Origin of the sequence: Pseudomonas sp. Sample_20, assembly GCF_004307585.1 — a bacterium.
GTDB lineage: Bacteria > Pseudomonadota > Gammaproteobacteria > Pseudomonadales > Pseudomonadaceae > Aquipseudomonas > Aquipseudomonas atacamensis.
In genome coordinates, this window is record NZ_RCOA01000123.1 from 59,432 (window position 1) to 81,227 (window position 21,796).

At 60.3% G+C, this 21,796-nt stretch carries 26 protein-coding genes; 6 read left to right on the plus strand and 20 right to left on the minus strand.

The features are described 5' to 3' along the window. Positions 1–202 precede the first annotated feature (202 nt). Positions 203–1,123 carry a universal stress protein gene (locus D8U70_RS24320; protein WP_130929936.1) on the plus strand — a complete coding sequence of 307 codons (921 nt, stop codon included), beginning with the start codon at positions 203–205 and terminating at the stop codon, positions 1,121–1,123. Between the two features lie 44 nt (positions 1,124–1,167). Here the strand turns inward: D8U70_RS24320 and D8U70_RS24325 are convergent, their stop codons facing one another. Continuing rightward, positions 1,168–1,380, minus strand: coding sequence for a hypothetical protein (locus tag D8U70_RS24325; RefSeq protein ID WP_241664688.1), 213 nt, complete (start codon positions 1,378–1,380; stop codon positions 1,168–1,170). A gap of 443 nt (positions 1,381–1,823) precedes the next feature. Between D8U70_RS24325 and D8U70_RS24330 the strand changes: the two genes are divergently transcribed. Further along, positions 1,824–2,711 (plus strand): universal stress protein, encoded by an 888-nt coding sequence (locus D8U70_RS24330; RefSeq protein ID WP_130929938.1) that lies wholly within the window; start codon positions 1,824–1,826, stop codon positions 2,709–2,711. Between the two features lie 18 nt (positions 2,712–2,729). Here D8U70_RS24330 and D8U70_RS24335 read toward each other — a convergent pair whose 3' ends face one another. The 8 genes from D8U70_RS24335 to D8U70_RS24370 are packed head-to-tail and all read right to left on the minus strand — an operon-like array spanning position 2,730 to position 9,239. After that, positions 2,730–2,945, minus strand: a complete 216-nt coding sequence (locus tag D8U70_RS24335; RefSeq protein WP_241664689.1) for a hypothetical protein — start codon at positions 2,943–2,945, stop codon at positions 2,730–2,732. Continuing rightward, complete coding sequence (locus D8U70_RS24340; RefSeq protein WP_130929939.1) at positions 2,942–4,312, minus strand: ATP-binding protein; 1,371 nt, start codon at positions 4,310–4,312, stop codon at positions 2,942–2,944. Before D8U70_RS24340 ends, D8U70_RS24335 begins: the two co-directional genes overlap by 4 nt. Further along, entirely contained in the window at positions 4,309–4,971 is a 663-nt protein-coding gene (locus D8U70_RS24345; protein ID WP_016774538.1) for a response regulator, read from the minus strand. Before D8U70_RS24345 ends, D8U70_RS24340 begins: the two co-directional genes overlap by 4 nt. An 11-nt stretch (positions 4,972–4,982) precedes the next feature. Beyond that, positions 4,983–5,627 carry a tetratricopeptide repeat protein gene (locus D8U70_RS24350; RefSeq protein ID WP_016774539.1) on the minus strand — a complete coding sequence of 215 codons (645 nt, stop codon included), beginning with the start codon at positions 5,625–5,627 and terminating at the stop codon, positions 4,983–4,985. Beyond that, a complete protein-coding gene (locus tag D8U70_RS24355; protein ID WP_130929940.1) occupies positions 5,624–6,433 on the minus strand; it encodes an SDR family oxidoreductase in 810 nt (269 codons plus the stop codon). Before D8U70_RS24355 ends, D8U70_RS24350 begins: the two co-directional genes overlap by 4 nt. After that, the gene (locus tag D8U70_RS24360) at positions 6,420–7,094 is read right to left on the minus strand and encodes an iron-containing redox enzyme family protein (protein WP_041478762.1); all 675 of its coding nucleotides are present in this window, start codon (positions 7,092–7,094) and stop codon (positions 6,420–6,422) included. Before D8U70_RS24360 ends, D8U70_RS24355 begins: the two co-directional genes overlap by 14 nt. After that, positions 7,094–8,572 (minus strand): AMP-binding protein, encoded by a 1,479-nt coding sequence (locus tag D8U70_RS24365; RefSeq protein ID WP_130929941.1) that lies wholly within the window; start codon positions 8,570–8,572, stop codon positions 7,094–7,096. Before D8U70_RS24365 ends, D8U70_RS24360 begins: the two co-directional genes overlap by 1 nt. Next, positions 8,562–9,239 carry a thermostable hemolysin gene (locus tag D8U70_RS24370; protein ID WP_130929942.1) on the minus strand — a complete coding sequence of 226 codons (678 nt, stop codon included), beginning with the start codon at positions 9,237–9,239 and terminating at the stop codon, positions 8,562–8,564. The genes D8U70_RS24365 and D8U70_RS24370 overlap by 11 nt, the downstream gene beginning before the upstream one ends. 175 nt (positions 9,240–9,414) lie before the next feature. Here D8U70_RS24370 and D8U70_RS24375 point away from each other — a divergent pair, with 175 nt between their 5' ends. Both D8U70_RS24375 and D8U70_RS28150 read left to right on the plus strand, forming a co-directional pair. Beyond that, on the plus strand, positions 9,415–9,966 hold the full coding sequence (locus tag D8U70_RS24375; protein WP_130929943.1) for a cytochrome b: 552 nt from the start codon (positions 9,415–9,417) through the stop codon (positions 9,964–9,966). Between the two features lie 132 nt (positions 9,967–10,098). Next, positions 10,099–10,227: a hypothetical protein gene (locus D8U70_RS28150; RefSeq protein WP_024012797.1), complete on the plus strand. Its 129-nt coding sequence runs from the start codon at positions 10,099–10,101 to the stop codon at positions 10,225–10,227. A gap of 7 nt (positions 10,228–10,234) precedes the next feature. Here D8U70_RS28150 and D8U70_RS24380 read toward each other — a convergent pair whose 3' ends face one another. The 9 genes from D8U70_RS24380 to cyoA form a co-directional block, all read right to left on the minus strand. Continuing rightward, positions 10,235–11,572 carry an MFS transporter gene (locus D8U70_RS24380; RefSeq protein ID WP_323167399.1) on the minus strand — a complete coding sequence of 446 codons (1,338 nt, stop codon included), beginning with the start codon at positions 11,570–11,572 and terminating at the stop codon, positions 10,235–10,237. 289 nt (positions 11,573–11,861) lie between these two features. Next, a complete protein-coding gene (locus D8U70_RS24385; RefSeq protein ID WP_056785602.1) occupies positions 11,862–12,536 on the minus strand; it encodes a polysaccharide lyase family 7 protein in 675 nt (224 codons plus the stop codon). A 27-nt stretch (positions 12,537–12,563) separates the two neighbouring features. Further along, positions 12,564–13,748: an MFS transporter gene (locus tag D8U70_RS24390; protein ID WP_130929944.1), complete on the minus strand. Its 1,185-nt coding sequence runs from the start codon at positions 13,746–13,748 to the stop codon at positions 12,564–12,566. Then, a complete protein-coding gene (locus D8U70_RS24395; RefSeq protein ID WP_177433992.1) occupies positions 13,745–14,005 on the minus strand; it encodes a metallothionein in 261 nt (86 codons plus the stop codon). The genes D8U70_RS24390 and D8U70_RS24395 overlap by 4 nt, the downstream gene beginning before the upstream one ends. Next, positions 13,998–15,023, minus strand: a complete 1,026-nt coding sequence (cyoE, locus tag D8U70_RS24400) for a heme o synthase (RefSeq protein ID WP_130929945.1) — start codon at positions 15,021–15,023, stop codon at positions 13,998–14,000. Before cyoE ends, D8U70_RS24395 begins: the two co-directional genes overlap by 8 nt. Next, on the minus strand, positions 14,981–15,319 hold the full coding sequence (cyoD, locus tag D8U70_RS24405) for a cytochrome o ubiquinol oxidase subunit IV (RefSeq protein ID WP_016774550.1): 339 nt from the start codon (positions 15,317–15,319) through the stop codon (positions 14,981–14,983). The genes cyoE and cyoD overlap by 43 nt, the downstream gene beginning before the upstream one ends. Before the next feature lies 1 nt (position 15,320). Further along, on the minus strand, positions 15,321–15,935 hold the full coding sequence (locus D8U70_RS24410; RefSeq protein WP_130929946.1) for a cytochrome o ubiquinol oxidase subunit III: 615 nt from the start codon (positions 15,933–15,935) through the stop codon (positions 15,321–15,323). A gap of 2 nt (positions 15,936–15,937) precedes the next feature. Then, entirely contained in the window at positions 15,938–17,911 is a 1,974-nt protein-coding gene (gene cyoB, locus D8U70_RS24415) for a cytochrome o ubiquinol oxidase subunit I (protein ID WP_039760284.1), read from the minus strand. A gap of 3 nt (positions 17,912–17,914) precedes the next feature. Beyond that, positions 17,915–18,844, minus strand: coding sequence for a ubiquinol oxidase subunit II (gene cyoA, locus D8U70_RS24420; RefSeq protein ID WP_130929947.1), 930 nt, complete (start codon positions 18,842–18,844; stop codon positions 17,915–17,917). A 320-nt stretch (positions 18,845–19,164) separates the two neighbouring features. Here cyoA and D8U70_RS24425 point away from each other — a divergent pair, with 320 nt between their 5' ends. Continuing rightward, a complete protein-coding gene (locus D8U70_RS24425; protein WP_016774554.1) occupies positions 19,165–19,479 on the plus strand; it encodes a hypothetical protein in 315 nt (104 codons plus the stop codon). A gap of 25 nt (positions 19,480–19,504) precedes the next feature. Here D8U70_RS24425 and D8U70_RS24430 read toward each other — a convergent pair whose 3' ends face one another. Together D8U70_RS24430 and D8U70_RS24435 are read right to left on the minus strand one after the other, a co-directional pair. Further along, positions 19,505–19,714, minus strand: coding sequence for a hypothetical protein (locus D8U70_RS24430; RefSeq protein WP_073474659.1), 210 nt, complete (start codon positions 19,712–19,714; stop codon positions 19,505–19,507). A 94-nt stretch (positions 19,715–19,808) separates the two neighbouring features. Beyond that, positions 19,809–20,735 (minus strand): alpha/beta hydrolase, encoded by a 927-nt coding sequence (locus D8U70_RS24435; protein WP_177433993.1) that lies wholly within the window; start codon positions 20,733–20,735, stop codon positions 19,809–19,811. Between the two features lie 118 nt (positions 20,736–20,853). Here D8U70_RS24435 and D8U70_RS24440 point away from each other — a divergent pair, with 118 nt between their 5' ends. Further along, entirely contained in the window at positions 20,854–21,759 is a 906-nt protein-coding gene (locus D8U70_RS24440; protein WP_130929948.1) for a LysR family transcriptional regulator, read from the plus strand. The last annotated feature ends 37 nt before the right edge of the window (positions 21,760–21,796 follow it).

Here is a 21,796-nt window from a genome sequence, read left to right on the forward strand (position 1 = left end):
ATAGAAGTCTTCGCAGCGCATGTACTTTTCGTTTGGCGTGTCAGCGTGATTACGGACGAACGGCGGGGAGGGAACTCACAGAAGCGTCGGGCTCTTCGCCGCTCTTGTATTGCAGGGTTAATGGGGAGACTTGATGCATATCAAGCGTGGCGGTTGGCAGAGTTGCAGAATCGTCCGATGGCGCTGACTGGAAACACTCGTGATGTTCAGGCTCAAACGCATTCTGTTGATCGCACCTGCCGAAATGACCCGCACCCCGGCGTTTGATCGCGCCCAGGCGCTGGCTCGGGCCACTGGCGCGTTGCTGCACATCGTGGCGTTCGATCATGTCCAGTCCCTGGCGTTGGCCGGTCTGTTCGATCACGACACCATGGCGCAAGCGCGTGAAGGCTATTTGCAGATGCATCGCCAGTGGCTGGAGCAGCAGGCCCGGTTTCAACGTGGCGCCGGCGTGCAAGTCAGCACCGAAGTGGTCTGGGCCAGGGCCACGCCGGCGCATGTACTTGAGTACATCAATGACTTTCATGTCGATCTGGTGATCAAGGATGCTCACCATGTTTCAGCGCTCAATCAAACGTTTCATCCGCCATTGGACTGGCTATTGATACGAGATTGTCCCGCCTGCGTGCATCTGGTCACCGAGGCCGCACATCCGAAACCCTTGAAGATACTGGCGGCCGTTGACCTGTCGCATCTCGAGGATCTGACCCAAGGCCTCAACGACCGGTTACTTGACGTTGCATCGACATTGGCAGCGAAATGCGATGCCTCGCTGCACTTGTTGAATGTGAGCAACTGGTCGGTGGTGGGTGATGCGGCGATGAGTGTGCCGAACTTGAGTCTGGATCACAGTTTGCGCGATGCGATCAACGACACTCAGCAGGAAGCCTTCGATACGCTGGCCGAGCGCTATGGTCTCGATGAAGAACATAGCCACCTGCTCTCAGGTGTCCCGTTCCGGGTGATCGAAGACTTCGCCCGGCAGCACGCGTTCGATCTGCTGGTGCTCGGCATCTGTCACCATCAAGCGCTCGACGGCTTTATCGGCGGCACGGCCGAATGCCTGATGAACCGGGCTCCTTGCAGTTTGTTGATGGTCAAGGCAATGCCTGCCACAGCCTGACCGGTCATCGCAGCAGTTGATGGTAATCGGTTGGGGGTAATCCATCAGTGACTGCGCCCGCCGTGTGCGTAATGCCATTGTTGCCAGGCGTGCCGATATTTCTCATCGGCGCGTTTCCTCGCTTCAGTGAACTTGTGCATGATGTCTGGAGAAAACGGCTCTTCAAGGACGGCATAGGCCTGTTCGCTGAGCCGATCAGCTTCGTGAAACAGTGCGCCACTGTCATCGATCGCGTCGGGGACATTGGCGGTTGTCATGGCTGGATCATTGATGACCATATCGTGAACCTCGCAAAGCAAGAATGAGGGTGGGTTGCGGACCTGTCACCCTGTGGCCGCATCTGTAACTTTCACGCGTTCGAGCAGCTTGTGACTGTCCCTGATCCGAGATGCGGGCGCAGCCGAGTCATGACTCTATTTCGATCCAGTTTGTCGTCGCAGCGATTGATCCAGATCAATGTCGCTCGCCAGTTTCATCGCCGCTTTGTCGGTTTTCCAGGCGCTTGCGCAAGGGTGGTGGACAAGCCTCGATATTCAGGTTTTTCAGGGGGAGGACGCGCACCAGGGGCCTTGCATATGACATTTATCAAGGACGTCGCCGGGCTATGGCGCAACCTCGATTGACGTTGTTGTCCGGTTCTTTCGGCCCGGGTCAGCTGCGAGTGACATGAGCGCAGACGTCCATCTCTCTGGAGACAAACATGAGCCAATATCAACACTTGTTGCTGATCATCAACCCGGCCCTGCGCCATTCCCCGGCGATAAGCCAGGCCGCCGCCCTGGCTAAAGCCAGCGGCGCATCGCTGCACATCGCAGCGTTGATCAAATGGTGGGATTTCCTGTCGCTGCTGGAGGAAGGGGATCGGGCAAGGGCCCGTGCGGCCTATTTGCAGGACCATCACGAGTGGCTGGCAAGCCAGGCTGCCAGCCTGCGAGCCGAAGGTTTGCGGGTGACGACGGAGGTTGGCTGGTCCGAAGACATGAAACGGGAGATCCTCGATCACGTCACCGTGAACCAGCCCGACTTGCTGATCAAGGAAGTGCAGCACGAATCCTTACTCAAATGCGCTTTGTTTACCCCATTGGATTGGCAGCTGCTGCGTGATTGTCCGGTGCCGGTCTACTTGTTGGGCGCTGCTGGCCCGGGTCTGCCGCGCAAGGTCGTAGCGGCAGTGGATGTAGCTGCAAGCGAAGATGATGGGGGCGCTCTCAATGACCGGATCGTCGAACAGGCCACATCCTTCGCCACTCAGTTCGGTGCAGAGTTGCACCTGTTATATGCCTATGACGTCTCGCAAAACTATCTGGATGAAGTGGTGAACAACTGGACTGTTTCGGAACTGATGAATGCCCGGCGCCAGGAACTGCAAGCGCATTACAGCGCTTTGGCGAGGAAATTCGGTGTGACGGCCGAGCATAGGCATAGCAGGGAGGGACATCCCGTGGCGGCGATCAGTGAGTTTGCCGATGAGCACGATGTGGACGTGATCGTGATGGGCAGGGTTAAACGTCACGGGCTGGAAAAACTGCTGGGAAGTACCACCGAACATATTCTGTACCAGGTTCCCTGCAGCGTACTGGCGGTCTAGCGCAAACGCTGGTGCACCTTACAAAGTCAGCGTTCCGGCCCACAACATCCGCCCAGCGTAAATCGCGGCGGCCCAGATGATGATCAACACACCCGTTTCCGGACCGCTGAGCGGCTGACCCTGACGCGTTTTCAGCGTGCCCAGGTAAATCAACGAGCCAGGCGCGTAGAGCAGAGCGCTGAGCAGCAGGTATTTGGGGCCGGCGGCATACAGCTGAATCAATCGGATGATCATTCCCCCGCCGGAATCGATAACGTCGCCCTCAAACCGCCCTCTGCGCGGTTTGTCAGTTCAATCCGTCCGTTCAGTCGCATCGCGATGGTGTTGACAATGGTCAACCCCAACCCGGCGCCATGCGCCGTGCCACGGCTGTAGAAACGCTCGAACAATCGCTCTCTGTCCGATTCATCGATTCCCGGCCCTTGATCGTCAACCGTCAAATGACAGAAGCCATCAGACTTGCTCAGGTGCACGGTGATCGCACCGTGTTCGGGGGAGAAATTCGCCGCGTTGGTGATCAGGTTATTCAGCGCGATATCGATGGCGGCGGGGTCGGCGAGGACATGAAACGGTTGGTCGCTGACCTCGAAGATCAATTCAAGGTGTTTGCTCAGTAACCACGGTGTCAGTTGCACCAGGCTGTTGCGCACGGTTTCGCTGAGATCAATGCGTTGCAGTGGCGGCGGGTTGGGTTTGGGTTCAAGACGCGCCATGGTCAGCAGCTGGTTGACCAGTCTGCTGGTGCGGTCGACTCCGGAGATCAGAAATTCCAGCGACTCACGACGCTCCTCTTCGGTACCGGCCTCCTGCAGATTTTGCGCATGCACCCGCAGCACCGCCAGCGGCGTGCGCATTTCGTGCGCGGCATCGGCGATAAAGCGACGCTCGCGGCCGAGCACTTCCTGAATCTGCGCGAGCATGCGGTTGAGCGCTGCCTGCATGGGCTCCAGCTCACTGGGCAGGGGCGTCAGTTGCAGCGGCTCAAGTGAACCACTGTGACGGGCGCGCAGAGTCGCCGCCATGTCTGCCAGGGGCTTGAGCCCCCAGCCTATGGCCAGCCAGATCATCGCGGCGAGGATCAGGCTGCCGAGCATGTTCGGCCACAGCGTGTGGCGTACGATGCGGTCGACCAGGTCGGTGCGCACATCGTCGCGCTCGCCGACCCAGATGCGCAAGCCGTTCTGCCTGTCTTCCAGCATGAACGCTCGCCATTGCCGACCTTTCAGGTCGACCACATCGCTGAACCCCGTTCTCGTCGGCGGCGCAGTGAAGGAGGGCGCACTGGCGGTATGTACCAGCACCTCGCCTTGCGGGTTCCAGACCTGAAAGGCGATTTTGCTTTCGTAAGGATGTCCATCAACCCGTGGCTTGGCTTCCCCGAGAGCCTGATTGAACGCCTGATACAACTGCGCGTGCTCGGTACTCGCCATCGGCATACGCATCACGCCCTGCAGCAGGCGTGCGTTCTGCGCCAATTGCGCGTCGTAGACCTCGGCGATTTCGTGGTTGCTGTCATGCACGTTGAAGAGGCTGAGTACCGCCAGACCGGCCAGTAACAGGCCGATGATCAGGGTCAGCGTGCGCCGGCGGATCGAGGTCATCGACGCTCCTCCACCAGATAACCCACGCCGCGGATGGTGCGGATCAGGTCGGTGGAGAACTTCTTGCGCAGGTGATGAATGTGCACTTCGAGGGTGTTGCTTTCCGCTTCTTCATTCCAGCCGTAAAGCAACTGGATCAATTGATCGCGCGTCATCACCCGCCCCGGCGGCGACAGCAGTTCGTGCAGCAGCTGATATTCCTTGGGGGTGAGCGCGACTGGTTGGCCTTGATAGCTGACCTGCTGGGTGCCGGGGTTGAGGCTGATGCCGGCGTGTTCGATCAGCGCCTGGGCGCGCCCGGCACTGCGGCGCAATAAAGCGCGCAGACGGGCTTTGAGTTCGGCGAGGTCGAACGGCTTGACCAGGTAATCGTCAGCACCAGCGTCGAGTCCGGCAATGCGGTCTTCGGTGGCATCGCGCGCGGTGAGAATCAACACCGGCAGGTTCGATCCGCTGTCACGCAGACGACGCAACACTTCGAGGCCATCCATGCGTGGCAGGCCGAGGTCCAGCACGGCGACGTCAAACGTTTCGCTGAGCAGCGCGTGCAAGGCGCTGCTGCCGTCCTTGAGCCAGTCGACGGTGTATCCCTCACGGCCCAGCGCCTGATAGATGCCTTCACCCAGCGCCACGTCATCCTCGATCAGTAATAAACGCACGCGCACTCCTTTCAGTCGAGTTTCTTGTTCACGTCCACCAGCAAGGTGTCGATCTCTTTACGACGCCCGGCATCGGCACTTTCGCGGCCCGCACGGGGTGCGGCTTGTCTGGCCTTGATCAGCGCTGCCTTGGCTTCAGCGTAGCGCTTCTGACGGTAGAGATGGTCGCCCCAGAAGTACAGACTGTCGATGCCATCGGGGTTGAGCTGCAGGGCTTGTTTGAGCAATTGCTCGGCCTTGTCGCTGTCGCCGAAGCCGATCGGCCAGCCCGGTACCCGGTCGTACAATGCAGCGAGGCTGGTGTATGCCGAGCCTTGCAGGGCCTTGGGGTCAAGCGTCAGGGATTTTTCCAGGTCCGCCTTGGCGTCCTTGGCTTTGCCCAGGGCACCAAGCCCGCCTTCGGCACCGGCCCAACTGCTGGTGACGATGCCTTTCCAGATCCAGGCTTCGGCCACATTCGGACGTTGCGTGGTGAACGCGTTGGCTTCGCTGGCCAATTGCTCGAACGCCGCGGCGCGCTGTTTTTCCGCCACCTCGTATTGAATGTGCGCCCAGTTCTGCTGGATGCCGGTGAGACGTTGCTGATCAGCCGGCTCAAGCGCCCAGACACTTTGACTGAGGGCGGCGAACAGCAGGCAAGTGGAAAGTTTTTTCATGGCTTTGAAGCCTCGTTGTCAGGTTTTTCACTGAGACGGCGGATCAGTGGCAATTGCTTGCGCAGACCGCGATCCACCAGATGCGGCAGTAAGCTGTTCAAACGGACGAAAAATCGCTCCGGCCAGCCTAGGTACAGATCACGACGATCGCCGGCAATCGCATGCATCACTGCCGACGCCACGGTCTGCGGATCGTCAACGCTGGCCTTGAGGGCATCGTTCAAGGCTTGCGCAGCGGCGCTGTTCATCGAGGTGCGGGTGGCCCGGGGCGCTACATACAACACGCTGACCCGCGTGTCGGCCAGCTCGCGGCGCAACGCCTCGGAGAACCCGCGCAGGGCGAATTTGCTCGCGCAATAACTGGCGTAACCGGGGTAGCCGATCGAGCCATAGGTCGAGCCGACGTTGACCACCATCGCGCTGTCAGCCTGCTTGAGCTGCGGCAACAGCATTTTGGTCAGGCAGATTGGCGCGCTGATGTTCACCGCCAGCATCGCGTTGATGTCACTGTCATCGAGCTGTTCGAGCATGGCGAAGTGATTGACCCCGGCGGCGTTGATCAGCAGGTTGATGCCGCTGATGGCGTCGGCGGCGGCCAACACTTTGCGCCGATCGCTGATGAAGGTCAGATCGGCGGCGACCCAGCACAGGTTCTGCGGATACCGCTCAAGCAGCGGCAACAGCGCCTCCTGATGCCGCGCCACGGCCAATACCCTGGCACCGGCGGCGCACAAGGCACTGGCGATGGCCAGGCCGATGCCGCCACTGGCACCTGTCAGCACCACGCGGGCTTCATGCAGCTGCATGTTGAGCCTCAGCATCGCGCGGCAGATCACGGAACATGTCGGTGTAGAGGCGATAGACGACTTTCGATGCGTGGATGACCGCCGCTTGATCGTCAGGGTCTTCCAGCTGATTCATCAACCGCCGATAGGTCTGCATGTGCTCGATATCGAGCGCGCCGTGGGAGCTCAGATAGCTGAATGCGGTTTCCGGCAGCGCCAGGCGATCGCGAATGCTCCCCGCCGCGTGGGTGGCCAGGGCAATGCTGGTGCCTTCGAGCACGTTTACCATGCCGAACAGACCCACCGGATTGCCCCGGGCGATCAGGTCGTAGAGAAAACTGACCATCAGCTCGATTGACAATGACGGCTGACCATCGCGCACGGCGTCGCGATCACCACCACAGGCGGCAATGTCGTTGAGCACCCACTGCTCGTGGCCGTATTCATCTTCAATGTACTCGCACACCGCTTTGCGCAGCCATTCCAGGCGCGTCGGCAGGCGTGCACCGCAAGCCATCATCAGCGGCACGGTGTGGCGCACGTGGTAGTAAGCCTGGGCAAGAAAGGCCCGATAGCTGTCGAGGCTGACCTTGCCTTGCAACGCATCGACGATGATCGGCAGGTTGAACAGCTCGTGGCGTTCGCGTTGCGTGGCTTCTTGCAGGGTGTCGAAAAAACTCATTATGCGGATTCCTCGGAAGTGGCGGATTCGGTCAGTTGCGTGCGGTACTGCGCGACGATGGCGTCACGGCGTGGCCGGCCATTGGCGGTGAGCAGGCCGTTGGCGGCGGTGAAGGGCTGCGCCAGGCGCGTCCACTGATGCACCTGGGCGTAATCGGGCAACGCCTCGTTCGCTTCGGCGACGGCTGCGGCCAGCTCGGCATCGGTGCAGTCCGGACGATGCGGCCAGAGCAGGGCGTGGTTGTGCGGCATCGCCTCGCCATAGACGAACGCTTGAGCGATGTGGCGGCGCTGGGTCAGTTCCGACTCGACCCATTCCGGGTTGACGTTTCGCCCGTAGCTGGTGACGAATTGGTGTTTTTTGCGGCCCTTGAGATAAAGAAAACCTTCCGGATCGAACTCGCCCAGATCGCCACTCGGCCACCATTGATCGGTATACGCCGGCTCCCCCAGATAACCGAGCAACACCGAACCCTTGATCAGCACTTCCCCGTCCTCGGCCAACCGCACCTCGATATGAGGCAGAGGGCGCCCGACGCTGCCCGGACGGCGTGCGCCGGGGCGATTGAGGCATACGACCGAGGCGCATTCGGACAAGCCGTATCCCTCGTAAACCGATAACCCGACCCGTTGCGCGCGGTGCAGCAGATCCGCTGACACCCGCGCGCCACCGACCGCGGCGAAGAGCAAAGTTTGCGGATCGAAAGCCTTCTGTTCAGCGGCGCTGACCAGAACTTGCAGAAGCTGTGGTACGAGTATCAGGCTCTCCGGCGCACGCTTGGCCAGATAACCGAGCAGGCGCGCAACGTCGATGCCGCTGGCGCCTTGAATGCCGAGGGTTGTCTGGCTTGGCAGGCTCAACACCGCACCGGCGTACAGCGCGGCATAACAGCCCAGGTTCTCCAGCAGGATCGCCAAAGGCAACAGCGCCAGATGGTGCTCCGGCCCAGTAGCTGCGCTTGCCTGATCAAGCTCCCGGGCAACGCGCAAGAAGCTGTCGGCGCTCAGGCACACCCCTTTCGGCGTGCCGGTGGTCCCGGAGGTAAACGTGAGTTTCGCGGTGCCCGCCGGCATGCGACTGGGGCCATTGAACGAGCGACACCAGAATTCACCTCGTAATTCATAGCCCGCCGCCAGCAGCTCGGCTTGCAGTTGCGGCTCGGCGATCACCCGTTCGGCCTGGCTCTGCTCCAGACAATGGGCGCGCTGCGCGGCACTGAAAAACGGCGGCAGCGTTACGCAGGTCAAGCCTTCGAACAACACGGCCAGATCCCAAAGCATCGCGTCGACGCCGTTGTCCAGCGCCAGCGCGATCACCCGCACCTGCTCATCGCGCAGGCGCTCCTGGCGATACAACACCTCGGCATACAGCGTGGCGTAATCTATTCTCAGCGTGTCGCCCCACAGGGCTGAGGCGTTGTCATTGCGCCGGGCATGGTCGCGCAGGGTTTCCTGGAAGCGTTGCAATTCAAGCGACATGGCAGGCTCCTTCAACAGAAGTCGGCAAACCCAGGCGAGTGAACAGGCCAATATTGCGCAGATGAACAAATCCCGCGCGAATGTTGCCGACGTGCACCCAGGGTTTGCTTTCGTAATAACTGCCCCAGTGTTGACGCTCGTCACCCAGTCGCTGTGGATCAGCGGCGCACAATGTCACGGGCTTCAATCCGAGGCGATGGAAGCTGTTGACCAGCCCGATGTTGCCGGTGAAGGTCACCCATTCCAGGCCACCCATGGCCAGCAGATAGGTGATGGCGATGATGCTCAGGCGCGCACTGCCGGTGTCGCTGGCGGCGAGGTTGCCGACTTCGACAATGACCTTGCGATCCACTGCACGACCGGCGGCGGCGCTGATCAACGGCTCGATTGGGTCATCCAGATAGCGCTCGAGAAACAGTGCCTGCAGATGCGCTCGACGGACCCCGGCCACGGCGCACAACTGGCCATCGCTGTTGTGCATGCCGAACAGCTCGGGCATGAAATGGCGGATTTCGGCACCGTGAGCCGTGCGGAAACGCTGCTGGATAAAGGCTTCGAAGGGCGCGCGCAGCTCGTCCTCCGGCAACGCGTTTCTCAGCGTCATCGTCATCGATTCGGCCTGGCCGAAGTGCAAGGGCAGCGGGATGTTCCAGTCGAATTCGGGCATGGGCAGAGCGCCTCCCTCAATGGGTTTGAGCGCAGTATCCAAGCCATTTCTTAACGAAGTCTGAAGATGAAAAACCGTTAACCGCAGCGCCGATCTTCAGACTGCCTTAAGGCTGGGCGAGCACGGTAGGCCAGCGAAAAGTTCGTCGTTCCACAACAATCACGAGGCGTTTCCTATGATCCGCGACACCGCTGTAACCCGTTATGGAAAACTCTCAATCATCCTGCACTGGCTGATGCTGGCGTTGTTCGTCGGGGTGTATGCGTGCGTCGAAATCAAGGGCTACCTGCCCAAGGGCAGTGAGGGACGCGGCGTGCTGATGGGCCTGCATGGCCTGTTTGGCGCCAGCATCTTCGCATTAGTGTGGATTCGCCTGATCGGCCGCCTGACCCCGCGTCCGCCGATTATCCCCAAGCCGCCGGCGTGGCAGACCGCAATCGCGCACCTGACACACCTGGCGCTGTATGGATTGATGATTGCCACACCGCTCCTCGCGTGGCTGATGCTCGCGGCGGGCGATAAGCCGTTTCCGTACTTCGGCTTCCATGTGCCGGCGCCGGTGGCTATTGATCCGGACCTGGCCAAAAAACTCAAGTACTGGCACGAATGGATTGGCAGTGCCGGCTACTGGCTGATCGGCCTGCACGCGCTGGCGGGGCTGTTCCACCATTATTGGGTGAAGGACAACACGTTGCAGAGGATGTTGATTGAGCGTGCCCGCTCTTGAGGCAAGCATCTTGCGCTGTTCGTCGAAGGGAGTGTTCGCCGCAACTCAAGCGCATGGCTGCGGTGGAGCTGCAAATCCGGAACTGCCAGCCCTCGCCGATGCCGAAATAGCATCGACAACGAGGGCAAAGCCATGACTGAAGAAAAAACCGAAGTGCCGCAAGAAGTACCGGATCAAACAACCCCGGCGCATTCCACCGAAGAAGAGCGCGAGCGCTTGAAGGACTTCAACAAGGACGGCATCCCGCCGGGCAGTTGCTGATCACCTGTCACCGCGGCTGCGTCACCAGTTCTCCGCTGATCGCATCCATCATCGCCGGATGCTCCTCAGCGGCGACGCGCAAATCCTCGGTGACCCGCAACTCCGCACCCGTCGGCGAATAGGTGGCTGCCGCCGTGAACGGTGCGGGGTTGGCTGGCACCGGGCGTTTGCCGCGGCGCCAGAAGAAAAAGCTGACCATGCTCAAATTGACCACTGCGAAGACCCAGAACAGGCCGTTGGCGCCGAACGAGTTCATCACCGGCGAGATCATCATCGGGCTGATGGCCGAGCCCAGCGAGTTGATCAGCAGCAAACCCTGAATCATCGGCACCAGCGCTTCGGCCGGGGCGCGGTCGGCCGCGTGGCTGACGGCCACGGGGTACAGCGCGAAGACACCGCCACCGAGCAGAAACAGCATCGCCGCGAGCATTGTCGAAGACAGCGGCAGCAGCACAATCACCAGTGATAACGCGGTGCACGCCACCGTCAGCAGCGTCAGCACCTGCAAGCGATCGGTGCGGTCGGACCAGCGTCCGACCGGATACTGCAGCAACATCGCGCCGAGAATCGTCCAGGCCATCATGCTGCCGACTTCACCGACGTCCAGACCTCTGCGTTGCAGATACAGCGGCAACAAGGTGTAGATCGCCGCGATGGTCACGCCCGAGCCGAAACAGCCGACCAGCCCGGTCGGCGTCACGCCCAGCAGTTGCCGGGGCTTGAGCGGTTCGACCTGATCGAGCAGCGGCGACACGCGCGGCAGGATCACGATCGGCAGCACCGACAACGCAGCGAGCATGCCAGCGACCATGAACGGCGCGCTGTCACTCATGCCAGTGATGGTTCCCAGCGTCGCCTGGCCCAGAACGCCAGCGCCATAAAGCACGATCATGTACAGCGCGAGCAAACGCCCGCGAATCTTCTCGTCACCGGCCAGCAGCAGCCAGCTTTCGATCACCAGAAACACACCGACCGTCGCCCAGCCGTTGATCAGGCGCAGGACCAGCCAGCCCCAGGTGTCATAAAACAGACCTTGCAACAGGATCGTCACGGCAATCAGCGAGGCGAAGCTGCCGTAGGCGCGTATATGGCCAATGCGCAGAATCAGCCGGTCGTTGAACACTGCGCCCAGCGTCAGGCCGATGAAGTAGGCCGACGAAACAATTCCGATCATCGTCGCCGAGGCGCCGGCGGCGTCCAGGCGAAGGGTGGTCAGGGACGACAGAAAACCGTTGCCCAGAGCAATAATGAACAGCCCGAGCAGGGGCGCCAGCGCCATGGCCAGCAAACGCGGAGACATAAAAACCTCAAGAAATCGTACAGCGCAACGTGCGCCTCTGCGCATGCGGTTGCCAGGCTGGAACAGGTATTGTGCAAATGTCTGCCGATCGGGCAGGGCGGTGGCGTCGGACGACATGGCCAGCCCTGCAAGTTCGCGTCTGTGACCAGACGCGCGCTTGCAAGAGCGCGCGGGATTCTACGGCTTGCGCAGGATTTGCCAATAGCTGACGGCTGCGACGTTAGGACGCAGGCAATTTCGAAGTCGAAGAGGAGGCTGAAAACCCACCATCGAGCTCAGCTCTGACAAGGGCCTGCCAGCGAAAGCTGACGCAGGCCCTTGCTCGTTTCAGCGCCTAAGTATGCGAAATCAACAAATCACTGATGATGCAGATCGAGCCATCCTCTGGCGGGGTGGCGTCGGTGTAGTCGATCTGGTTGTAGACCCCGCCGTGGAAATTGAACACCTGCGAATTCCAGGTTGAGTCGAGCTGCAAATCACCTGATGTACCGACAACGCCGTTGTAGTCGACGGTGACTCGAGCTACGCCGGCAGAGTTGGCGCGAATGGTCACCTTGAACTTCGCCCCCAGCGGCACGCCCTTGAGCACCGTGGTGTTGACCGGGGTGGGCTGGTTGAAGCTCTGGCGGAAGCCCATGGTGATGTTGCCTTTCTGCCAGAACACTTTGATTGCAGGGCTGTCGTCGTTTTTCACATGCATCTGCGAGATAACCACTTTCTGCGCAGAGTTGACCTTGGTCACGGTCATTTCCTGATAGTTGAGGTGGTCAGCGGCGCTGGCCAGAGACCAATAGAAGGATTCTTTCCATTCGCAGCGAGTGCGGTGAGTGCTCTTGCTCGAGGCGCCTTTGGTTGGCGCGGACAGTTGCAGCGATCCATCCGGCAGCACCGTGACGATGCTGGGGAACTGCGCAATGGCCTCGGCGCCGTTGAGCTCAAGTGCGACCGGATTGGTTGCCGAAACGGGGACCGGAGTGGAGAGGGTGAGATTGCTGATGTTTACGGCCATGGTTTGTACTCCTGACGATAAAAATCATTAGCGACCCAAGCCTTCGGTGGATTGGCACATCTGTCCGCGCGGACTTTCACCATCTCTTGGGCACAGCACCATGGCGGCGCAAGCGGCCGCCGCGAAAACACACAGGGCAAACGTCACGCCCGTTGCCTCCAGCACTGCGCCGAAAATCGGCGTGCCGGCGGTTTGGCCGAGTGCCAGAAGCAGAAACGGTATGCCCAATCCCAAGTCGGGACGATCCGGAAACAGGCGGATGCCTTGCAGCAGATAAACGCCCGAGGAAATGATATAGGCCGCGCCAAACAGGCACATTGCTGCGAGGGCCCAGCCGGCTGAAACGGCAGCGACCGCCAGGCTCAACGTCCCGAGGGCGATCCCTGCCAGTGCCAGATGCTGAATACGCACGACACCGAATCGGCCGGTGAACACGCCCGTCATGCAGCCGCTGATTCCCGCCGCCCCCAGGACGATCCACGCCCAGGCGATCGACTGATCGCTGAGTCCAGCCTCGCTGCGCAGGATATCGGCACCGAATGTCCAGATCGCCGTGCTCGCCAGGCCCATCAGGAAAGCACTGGCGCACAAAGGCAGTACGCCGGGTCGACGCAGCATTGCCAGCGAGAAGTTCTGCGCGACGTCACGCTCGACCCGGCGCGGTAGCGCAAACCAGAGCCAGATTGTGACGCCGATGCCGATCAAGGCAAACAGGGCATACAGCTGGCGCCATTGCCCGGCCGCCAATATCGCCGCCAAACCGGAAAAAACGATGCCCGCCGCTGTCCCGGCATTGATAAAACCATTGGCCCGCGGGCGATCCGCATCATCAAGACGCGCTGCCACCGCACTGGCCAATGGCGGCGAAGTCAGACCCGTGCTCAATCCCGCCAGCGCCACACCGCAGCCCAACGCCAATCCCGACGAAGCGACAACCACCAATCCCATGCCCAGCGTCGCAGCGGCGCCGGCCATCACCGTCAACCCGCGCGGACTGACTTTGCCGTTGCAGGCAAACGTCGCAACGATGCCCACACAGTAAGCCGCAAACGCACTGCCTCCGATCCATCCGGCAGCGGTCACGCTGAGCGTCAGATCCTGACGAATCTGTGGCAGCAGCAGTCCATAGGCGAAGCGCGCCAAGCCATAGGACAAGGCGGTCAGCGCGAAGGCTGCTGCGACCAGATTGAGGCTGCGTCGATTGAGGCTCACGGGGAAATCGGATCGCTGGCAGGGAAGGTTTCCTCGACCGCCTGATCCAGTTTCGAGTCACTGACATTGCGCTCATCGGCGCCAAGGTTCTGCTCGCAATGGCAGGCCGAGGACGGGCACGGTTGGCCCTTCGGGTGAAGATCGGCGCAGGCCTGACTGCAAAACTGCTTGCCGTCACGCTCGAAGGTTTGCTCGCCGCCGCATTTGCAGGTGCAGCCCGGGCAGGCGCAATCAATTGTTGAAGGATCGTTAGCCATGGGTTTCCTCCAGGTGGTCTGTAAAGGCAGTCGTTACCGATTGTGATAACCCGCCCCGCACCTGCGTTTGATGATTTTCCGCCACGCCCGATGAGCGGTAGAGCGCAGAGGGCGAGGGCAGTACGGCGTTCAGTGCCAAGGAAAGATTCAGCGCCAGGATCAGCAGGATCGACACGCTGAAGATGCGCCTCGCCCAGACTTTCGCATTGGTGGTTCGCACCGGTCGCAACGTCAGATAAAACCAGTAGCCGCCCAGCCCGAGCACCACCAGCGGATAAGAAACATTGATAGCCGCCACCCAGCCCAATATCGCCGCGCTGATCAGGAACGCGACCATGTACAGGTTGATCTCGCGTCGTGCCTGTCTGAGCGTCAACGTCGGCAATCCGGCGGCACGAAAGTCTTCATGGCGCATGACGGTTATCGCGTGGGAGTGGGGCATCTGCCAGCAGCAAAACACCACGATCAGCATCAGCGCCGTGGCATCGAAGCTGCCGGTCACGGCGCAATAACCGACCACCGGCGGCATGGCCCCGGACAGGCTGCCGACCAGCGTGCCCCAGTGCGAACGGCGTTTCATCAGGCAGGTATAAACGCCCGCATAAACGATCAGACCGACTGCCGCCATGGCGCAGGCCAGTGCTGTGGTGCCGACCCACAGCAAACCGAAGCCGATCACACCCAGCACTGCCGCGTAGCAAAACGCACTGGGCAACGACACAGCGCGAACGGCCAGCGCCCGATGACAGGTGCGCACCATGCGCCGGTCGATATCGCGGTCGACGCAGTTGTTGGTCACGCAACCGCAAGCGATGACCAGCGCGGTGCCGAGCAGGGCGGCCAATAAATGCGCCAGGGACACCGGGCGGCCACCGGCGGCAAGCAGATAGCCGCCGAACACCGAAGCCAGATTGCCGACGATGATGCCGGGCTTGGTCAGTTCCAGCCCGACATTCAGCGACAGCCGCCATTGCTTCAGTGCGCCAGCATGTTGTGGTGAATGCTGTCCATGATCCATAGCGAAAGCCCCACCAGCAGAAGAATGATCACCACCGAGAAGATCAGCGCTCTGAGGTTCCAGCGTTGCTCCTTGGCGGTGTCCAGATGCAGGAAATATTTGAGGTGGGCGAAGACCTGCACCACGCCAAGTGCAACCACCACCCAGGCGGTGACGCTGCGTGGCAACGTCGGGTACATGACCAGGCCAAAGGGAATGACGGTCAGAATCACCGAAATGATGAAACCGACCATGTACGAACGACTGGTGCCATGGCTGGTGCCGGCACTGCTATGAATCGGGCTCTGGTTATACATGTCACACCACCCCCAGCAGATAAACCACGGTAAATACGCAGATCCACACCACATCGAGGAAGTGCCAGAACAGGCTCAGGCAACTCAGGCGCGTGGTGTTGGTATTGGTCAGGCCCCGGCTGCGCACTTGCAGCATCAACACCGCCATCCACACCAGACCACTGAGCACGTGGGCGCCGTGGGTGCCGACGAGGGTGAAGAACGCGGTCAGGAATCCGCTGCGATCCGGCCCGTAGCCTTCTGCGATCAGATGATGGAATTCGTTGATTTCCATGGCGATGAAGCCGCAACCCAGCACGAAGGTGACGCCAAGCCAGCGCAGCACGTGGGATTTGTCATTGCGGTTCATCGCCAGCATCGCGTAGCCGTAAGTGATGCTGCTGAGCAGCAGCAACGCGGTTTCGGCAAGGACGTAGGGCAGTTCGAAAATGTCGACAGTCGAAGGCCCGCCAGCCACGCTGTCACGCAGTACCGCATAGCCTGCGAACAGCGTCGCAAACAGGATGCAGTCGGTCATCAGGTAGATCCAGAAACCGAAAATGCGCATCGAGCCCGCGTCTTCGTGGCCATGTTCATGGCTGTGCGCGATGTCTTTATCCAGAACGATGTTGGACATGTTCAAGCCTCCGCCAAGTCTTTGAGACGCGCTTTTTCAATCCGCGCCACTTCCTGCGCCGGGACGAAATAGTCGATGTCTTCGTCATAGCTGCGCACGATCATCGCCACCACCGAAGCGACCAGGCCGAAGATCGCCAGCCACCAGATATGCCACACCAAGGCGAAGCTGCAGATCAGCGCGAAGACACTGATCACCAGGCCGGCGGAGGTGTTGCGCGGCATGTGAATGGCGCGGTAGTCGGTGTGACTGAGGGTGCTGACGCCGCGCTCCTTCATGCCCCAATAGGCGTCGAGATCGTTGACTTTCGGTTGCTCGGCGAAGTTGTAGAACGGTGGCGGCGAGGCCGTGGCCCATTCCAGGGTGCGACCGTCCCACGGGTCGCCGGTGAGGTCGCGCAGTTTCGCGCGGTTGCGGATGCTCACGTAGAGCTGCAACGCCTGCGCGGACACGCCGCAAAGAATGATGCCGACGCCAAACAGTTCCAGCAGCAGCCACGGTTGCCAGGCCGGGTTGTCGAAATGGTTCAGGCGCCGGGTCATGCCCATGAAACCGAGCACGTAAGACGGCATGAACGCGAAGTAGAAACCGACCAGCCAGCACCAGAACGCGATGCGCCCGAGGCGGTCGTTGAGGCGGAAGCCGAACGCCTTGGGGAACCAGTAAGTCAGCCCGGCCATGTAGCCGAACACCGCGCCACCGATGATCACATTATGGAAGTGGGCGATCAGGAACAGGCTGTTGTGCAGCAGGAAGTCGGCCCCGGGCACCGCCAGCAGCACGCCGGTCATGCCGCCGATACTGAACGTGACGATAAAGCCCAGCGTCCACAGCATCGGCGTTTCGAAGCGCACGCGGCCGCGATACATGGTGAACAGCCAAGTGAAGATCTTCACCCCGGTCGGCACTGCAATGATCATCGTCATGATGCCGAAGAACGCGTTGACGTTGGCCCCCGCGCCCATGGTGAAGAAGTGGTGCAGCCAGACAATGAACGACAGAATCGTGATCGCAATCGTCGCCCACACCAGCGAGACATAGCCGAACAGGCGCTTGCTGCTGAAGGTCGCGGCGATCTCCGAGAAGATCCCGAACGCCGGCAGGATCAGGATGTACACCTCCGGATGGCCCCACGCCCAGATGAGGTTGACGTACATCATCGGGTTGCCGCCGGCCTCGTTGGTGAAAAAGTGCATGCCCAGATAACGATCGAGGGTCAGCATCAACAGGGTGGCGGTAAGGATCGGGAACGCAGCGAGAATCAGGATCGAGGTGCACAGTGCGTTCCAGGTGAACACCGGCATCTTGAACAGGGTCATGCCTTCGGTGCGCATCTTCAGAATGGTCACGAAGAAGTTAACCCCGGTTAACAGCGTCCCTATGCCGGATATCTGTAATGACCAGATGTAGTAATCCACCCCCACCCCGGGGCTGTAGCCAAGTTCGGACAGGGGCGGGTAGGCGACCCAACCGGTGCGGGCAAATTCACCGACGCCCAGGGAAATATTCACCAGTGCCGCGCCAACCACGAACAGCCAGAAACTCAGCGCGTTGAGGAACGGGTAAGCGACGTCGCGGGCACCGATCTGCAACGGCACGACGATGTTCATCAGGCCGACCACGAACGGCATGGCCATGAAGAAAATCATGATCACGCCGTGGGCGGTGAAGATCTGGTCGTAGTGTTCCGGCGGCAGATAGCCCGGCCCGCCACTGGATGCCATCGCCTGCTGGGTACGCATCATGATCGCGTCGGAGAAACCACGCAGCAGCATGACCAGCGCGACGATGATGTACATGCAGCCGATCTTCTTGTGGTCGACCGAAGTGAACCACTCGCGCCAGAGGTAACCCCACTTGCGTTTCCAGGTCACGGTGCCGACCAGGGCAAAGCCCATCAGGCCGACGATAGCCAGGGTGTACATGACAATCGGCTCGTGCAGTGGAACCGCGTCCCATGAAAGTTTCCCGAACATGATTTAACGCTCCTCGGCCAGCAGACTCGGTTGTTGATTGACGCGCACATCGTCGCCGTTGCGTTGCACCTGGGTTTCCTTCTTGCGCGGTGCTTTGTTCATTCCTTCGTACTTGTCGACGATGTCGAGAAACAGTCGCTCCTGCACAGCCGAGTAATAATTGATCTTGTGCGCGACGGAGGGCTTGGCTAATTCCGCGTAACTGGCCTGATCAAGTTGCCCGGGCGCCGCTTTGACTTTGTTGACCCACGCTTCGTAATCCGCGCCACTGAGTGCCAGGGTGCTGAAGTGCATGTCGGAAAAACCGTGGCCGTTATAGTTCGCAGCAATCCCGCGATACTGGCCGATTTCATTGGCGATCAAATGCAACTTGGTCTGCATGCCGGCCATGGCATATATCTGCCCACCGAGTGCCGGAATAAAGAATGAAGTCATGGCCGCGTCGGAAGTGACGGTGAAACTTACCGGCGTATTCACCGGTATCGCCAGTTCATTGACTGAGGCAATACCCAGATCGGGGTAAATGAACAGCCATTTCCAGTCCGTTGCCACCACTTGCACATTGAGGTGCGGCACGTCGGAGTCCAACGGGCGATAGGGATCGAGTGCATGGGTGGTTTCCCAGGTCACCCAGCCGAGTACGCAAATAATCAGGAATGGCACGCCCCAGACCACCGCTTCGATCTTGTGCGAACTGGCCCAACGCGGCGAATAACGGGCCTTCTTGTTGGTCGCGCGGTAGCGATAGGCGAACAGGAAGGTCATGACGATGACCGGGATCACCACCAACAGCATCAGGCCCGTGGCGAGAATGATCAGGTCGCGTTCATCGCGGGCAACATCGCCCTTGGGGTTGAACACCACCAGGTTGCAACCGGCGAGCAGAACGCTGGTAGCGAGATAGACCAGGCAATAGCTGATTGTTCGCTTCATACATGCTCCTGTTCTTTATATCGATCCTTGTTTTCTTCGGGCAACAGTTGGCCATGGACAGAAAACCCTGTTTCTGTACCGGCTAATCACGCTGGGCTGAATAACGAGTTGTACTTGAGCTCGCCTGGGCCTCGAACGTTTTGAATGAGCATTCCGACGTTGGTTTTACAGAATGTTACGCAAGCTGACGAACGGTTGAACTAGCGAAACGGCGGGCGCGAATCAACGCGCTATGCTGAAAATGCCTCTTGGCAATCCGTGGAATTATTCCGCCAAAGGAAAGATCTTTGACGTGAGCGAGTTGAGTTCAGGAGTTCGACATGTTCAAACGCGGCGAAACCTACAACAAATGGAAGGCGACGGAAAAGGCGGAAAAGTGCCATACCGAAGAAGTTGAAAACGGCTGTCATATCGAGGTACGGGCACGGGAAGCCGATGATGGCGACGTCGAAATGTTCATCAGCGTTTACACCGCGACCGGCGAGTGCGCCTACGAGCGCATCAGGAAATTGCCCGGCGTGGAATGGGAAGTCGAGGATGCGCTCAAACGTGGCATCGATCAGGCAGAACGAATCGCCGGCGGCGAGTCCGGACGATTGTCCTGTGCCGATGCGCACGGTCACGAGAATGAGTGACCGTGCAAGTTTCATCAGGTCTGATTCAGTGCAGGGTGACGGCCCTGCGACTTTCCCCGATGCGGATCCGGTCGAGGGCGCGGTTCAACGCATCCAGCGCATCGAGCAGCGCCTTGGCCTCGGCTTCGCGCCCGTCACCCCACAGACGCTCGGCCATTTTGTTCAAGGCCAGAATGGCGCGTTCGATGTCGGCTGCGCTGGCGGTGCTGTCAGGGGGTGGTGGTTTTTTCGGCATTCAGGGTTCCTCGGCGGTCGGCAAACCACCATACCGCCAAGGCGCCGAGCTATACAGCCAGAAGTGTCGCCGATCAGCAGCGAATGCTGTCTGATCAGCGAGCCGCCCCAATCAACCCCGCCTCGATAAACCTCACCGAACTCTCCAGCGCCTGCTGCCCCTCGGCCAGTATGCCCGCGTAGAAATGCCATGCGTGAAACATGCCGGGCCACACTTCAAGATTGACCCGGACGCGGTTGTCCGCCAGGTGATTGGCCAGACGCATGGCGTCACTGAGCATCAGTTCGTTTTCGCCGATCTGTACCAGAATCGGTGGCAGTCCGGTGACGTCGGCGAACACCGGCGAGGCCAGCGGATGGTTGGCCAGGGTGTCGCCGAGAAAGGCTCGCGCGAGGATGTCCAGCACGGGCTTGGAGTTTAGCGGATCAAGGCCTTCACGATTGCTCATGGAGGCGCCGGTGTGTTCGAGGTTGGCCCAAGGCGAGATTGACGAACCCACTGCGGGCAAGGGCAAGCCTTTGGATTTTGCCGCGACCATCACGCTGACCACCATCGCGCCACCCGCCGACTCGCCTGCGAAGGCAATCTTGCTGGCGGCGATGTTCTGCTCAAGCAACCACTCATAGGCGCGCAAAGTGTCATCGATGGGGGCGGGGAACTGATGCTCGGGTGCGAGGCGGTAATCCGGCATGTACACCCGCGCGCCAAGCATTTTTGCGTAGTTGCCGCCGATGCCGTGGTAGCCGTCAGGTCGACCGACGATGTAGGCACCGCCGTGGATGTACATCAGCACCGCATCGGTCTTGAGCTCATCCGGAGTCACCAGCGTAGCGGGCACGCCGCCCATGTCGACTGCTTCAAACGCCACGCCAGCAGGCGACTGATTCTGCCCGAGCATTTTTGCGTAGGCATCGCGGATGTCGCTCATCCTTGTGGTGGTATCGGTGCCCTTGAGCACAGGTACCAGATCGCTGAGGCTGTTGGCCCAGGTTTGCACGGCTGCTTTTACTTCAGTGTTCATATGACCTCGATCAGGCGTTAGTGATGGCTTAACTAATCGAGATGTTATGCTCATTATTGGGGAATAGGGTTCCCCATAACCGGTGCCAAGCCGCTTGAATGCCAAACCCGGAGGCCACATGGAACTGCATAACCTGAACGACATCGCCGCCTTCGTCGCCTCGGTGGATACCGGAAGTTTTACGGCGGCGGCCAGGCAACTCGGGCTGACCCGCTCGGCCGTCGGTAAATCGATCGTGCGGCTCGAATCACGTCTGCAGGTCCGCCTGCTCAACCGCACCACCCGCAGCCTGAGCCTGACCGACGATGGTCGGGTGCTGTATGAGCGATGTGTGGGCATCCTGCAGGATCTGGACGAGGTCGAAGAAGCTTTGGCGTTCCGCCGTTCGACGCCCAGCGGCCGCTTGCGCATGAGCCTGCCGGTAGCACTGGGCCGGCTGCACGTTGTACAGCACATCGAGCGCTGCCTGAGAGACTGGCCGTCGCTCGCCATCGATGCGACGTTTTCCGATCGACTGGTCGACCTGATCGACGAGGGTTTCGATCTGGCGATTCGCATCGGTCCGCCCAAGGAAGACTCCGGACTACTCACGCGCACGGTGGCTTACCAGCAAATGATCACCTGTGCCGCGCCCGATTATCTGAATGAACATCCGGCACCGCAGACACCCGAAGATCTCGCCGGGCATGCGTGCCTGCACTTCGTCAGCGGTGGCCGATTGCTGCCGTGGAATTTTCGCGTCAATGGTCAGCCTGTGCCGGTCATTCATGCCGGACGGCTGCAAATGGACAGCGCCGAAGCCTTGCATCAGGCGACTGCGGCAGGCCTCGGTATCGCGACGTTGCCATCCTATGTGGTCAACGATGACCTGCGCAGTGGCAAGCTCGTGCAGTTGCTCGCAGAGTACGCCGAGGCTGCCGAGCCGATCCGGGTGATTTATCCGAGCAAGCGACACCTGTCGCCGAAGATTCGGCTGTTCATCGACAGGCTGGTGGAAGCATGGTCGCCGGCGCCTTGGGACTGATCAGCGGCGATAAAAGCTGTGCCGCAAATTCACAGCA

What these genes read in the sequence shown, in the direction of transcription:
- cyoA (WP_130929947.1), bottom strand. Translation starts at nt 18,844, where the DNA reads ATGAAGCGAACAATCAGCTATTGCCTGGTCTATCTCGCTACCAGCGTT.
- D8U70_RS24410 (WP_130929946.1), bottom strand. Translation starts at nt 15,935, where the DNA reads ATGTCCAACATCGTTCTGGATAAAGACATCGCGCACAGCCATGAACAT.
- D8U70_RS24370 (WP_130929942.1), bottom strand. Translation starts at nt 9,239, where the DNA reads ATGCCCGAATTCGACTGGAACATCCCGCTGCCCTTGCACTTCGGCCAG.
- D8U70_RS24440 (WP_130929948.1), top strand. Translation starts at nt 20,854, where the DNA reads ATGGAACTGCATAACCTGAACGACATCGCCGCCTTCGTCGCCTCGGTG.
- D8U70_RS24325 (WP_241664688.1), bottom strand. Translation starts at nt 1,380, where the DNA reads ATGACAACCGCCAATGTCCCCGACGCGATCGATGACAGTGGCGCACTG.
- D8U70_RS24360 (WP_041478762.1), bottom strand. Translation starts at nt 7,094, where the DNA reads ATGAGTTTTTTCGACACCCTGCAAGAAGCCACGCAACGCGAACGCCAC.
- D8U70_RS24335 (WP_241664689.1), bottom strand. Translation starts at nt 2,945, where the DNA reads ATGATCATCCGATTGATTCAGCTGTATGCCGCCGGCCCCAAATACCTG.
- cyoB (WP_039760284.1), bottom strand. Translation starts at nt 17,911, where the DNA reads ATGTTCGGGAAACTTTCATGGGACGCGGTTCCACTGCACGAGCCGATT.
- D8U70_RS24380 (WP_323167399.1), bottom strand. Translation starts at nt 11,572, where the DNA reads ATGCGCAGAGGCGCACGTTGCGCTGTACGATTTCTTGAGGTTTTTATG.
- D8U70_RS24385 (WP_056785602.1), bottom strand. Translation starts at nt 12,536, where the DNA reads ATGGCCGTAAACATCAGCAATCTCACCCTCTCCACTCCGGTCCCCGTT.
- D8U70_RS24395 (WP_177433992.1), bottom strand. Translation starts at nt 14,005, where the DNA reads ATGGCTAACGATCCTTCAACAATTGATTGCGCCTGCCCGGGCTGCACC.
- D8U70_RS24355 (WP_130929940.1), bottom strand. Translation starts at nt 6,433, where the DNA reads ATGCAGCTGCATGAAGCCCGCGTGGTGCTGACAGGTGCCAGTGGCGGC.
- D8U70_RS24425 (WP_016774554.1), top strand. Translation starts at nt 19,165, where the DNA reads ATGTTCAAACGCGGCGAAACCTACAACAAATGGAAGGCGACGGAAAAG.
- D8U70_RS24350 (WP_016774539.1), bottom strand. Translation starts at nt 5,627, where the DNA reads ATGAAAAAACTTTCCACTTGCCTGCTGTTCGCCGCCCTCAGTCAAAGT.
- D8U70_RS24320 (WP_130929936.1), top strand. Translation starts at nt 203, where the DNA reads ATGTTCAGGCTCAAACGCATTCTGTTGATCGCACCTGCCGAAATGACC.
- cyoE (WP_130929945.1), bottom strand. Translation starts at nt 15,023, where the DNA reads ATGGATCATGGACAGCATTCACCACAACATGCTGGCGCACTGAAGCAA.
- D8U70_RS24330 (WP_130929938.1), top strand. Translation starts at nt 1,824, where the DNA reads ATGAGCCAATATCAACACTTGTTGCTGATCATCAACCCGGCCCTGCGC.
- D8U70_RS24340 (WP_130929939.1), bottom strand. Translation starts at nt 4,312, where the DNA reads ATGACCTCGATCCGCCGGCGCACGCTGACCCTGATCATCGGCCTGTTA.
- cyoD (WP_016774550.1), bottom strand. Translation starts at nt 15,319, where the DNA reads ATGTATAACCAGAGCCCGATTCATAGCAGTGCCGGCACCAGCCATGGC.
- D8U70_RS28150 (WP_024012797.1), top strand. Translation starts at nt 10,099, where the DNA reads ATGACTGAAGAAAAAACCGAAGTGCCGCAAGAAGTACCGGATCAAACA.
- D8U70_RS24375 (WP_130929943.1), top strand. Translation starts at nt 9,415, where the DNA reads ATGATCCGCGACACCGCTGTAACCCGTTATGGAAAACTCTCAATCATC.
- D8U70_RS24365 (WP_130929941.1), bottom strand. Translation starts at nt 8,572, where the DNA reads ATGTCGCTTGAATTGCAACGCTTCCAGGAAACCCTGCGCGACCATGCC.
- D8U70_RS24430 (WP_073474659.1), bottom strand. Translation starts at nt 19,714, where the DNA reads ATGCCGAAAAAACCACCACCCCCTGACAGCACCGCCAGCGCAGCCGAC.
- D8U70_RS24435 (WP_177433993.1), bottom strand. Translation starts at nt 20,735, where the DNA reads ATGAACACTGAAGTAAAAGCAGCCGTGCAAACCTGGGCCAACAGCCTC.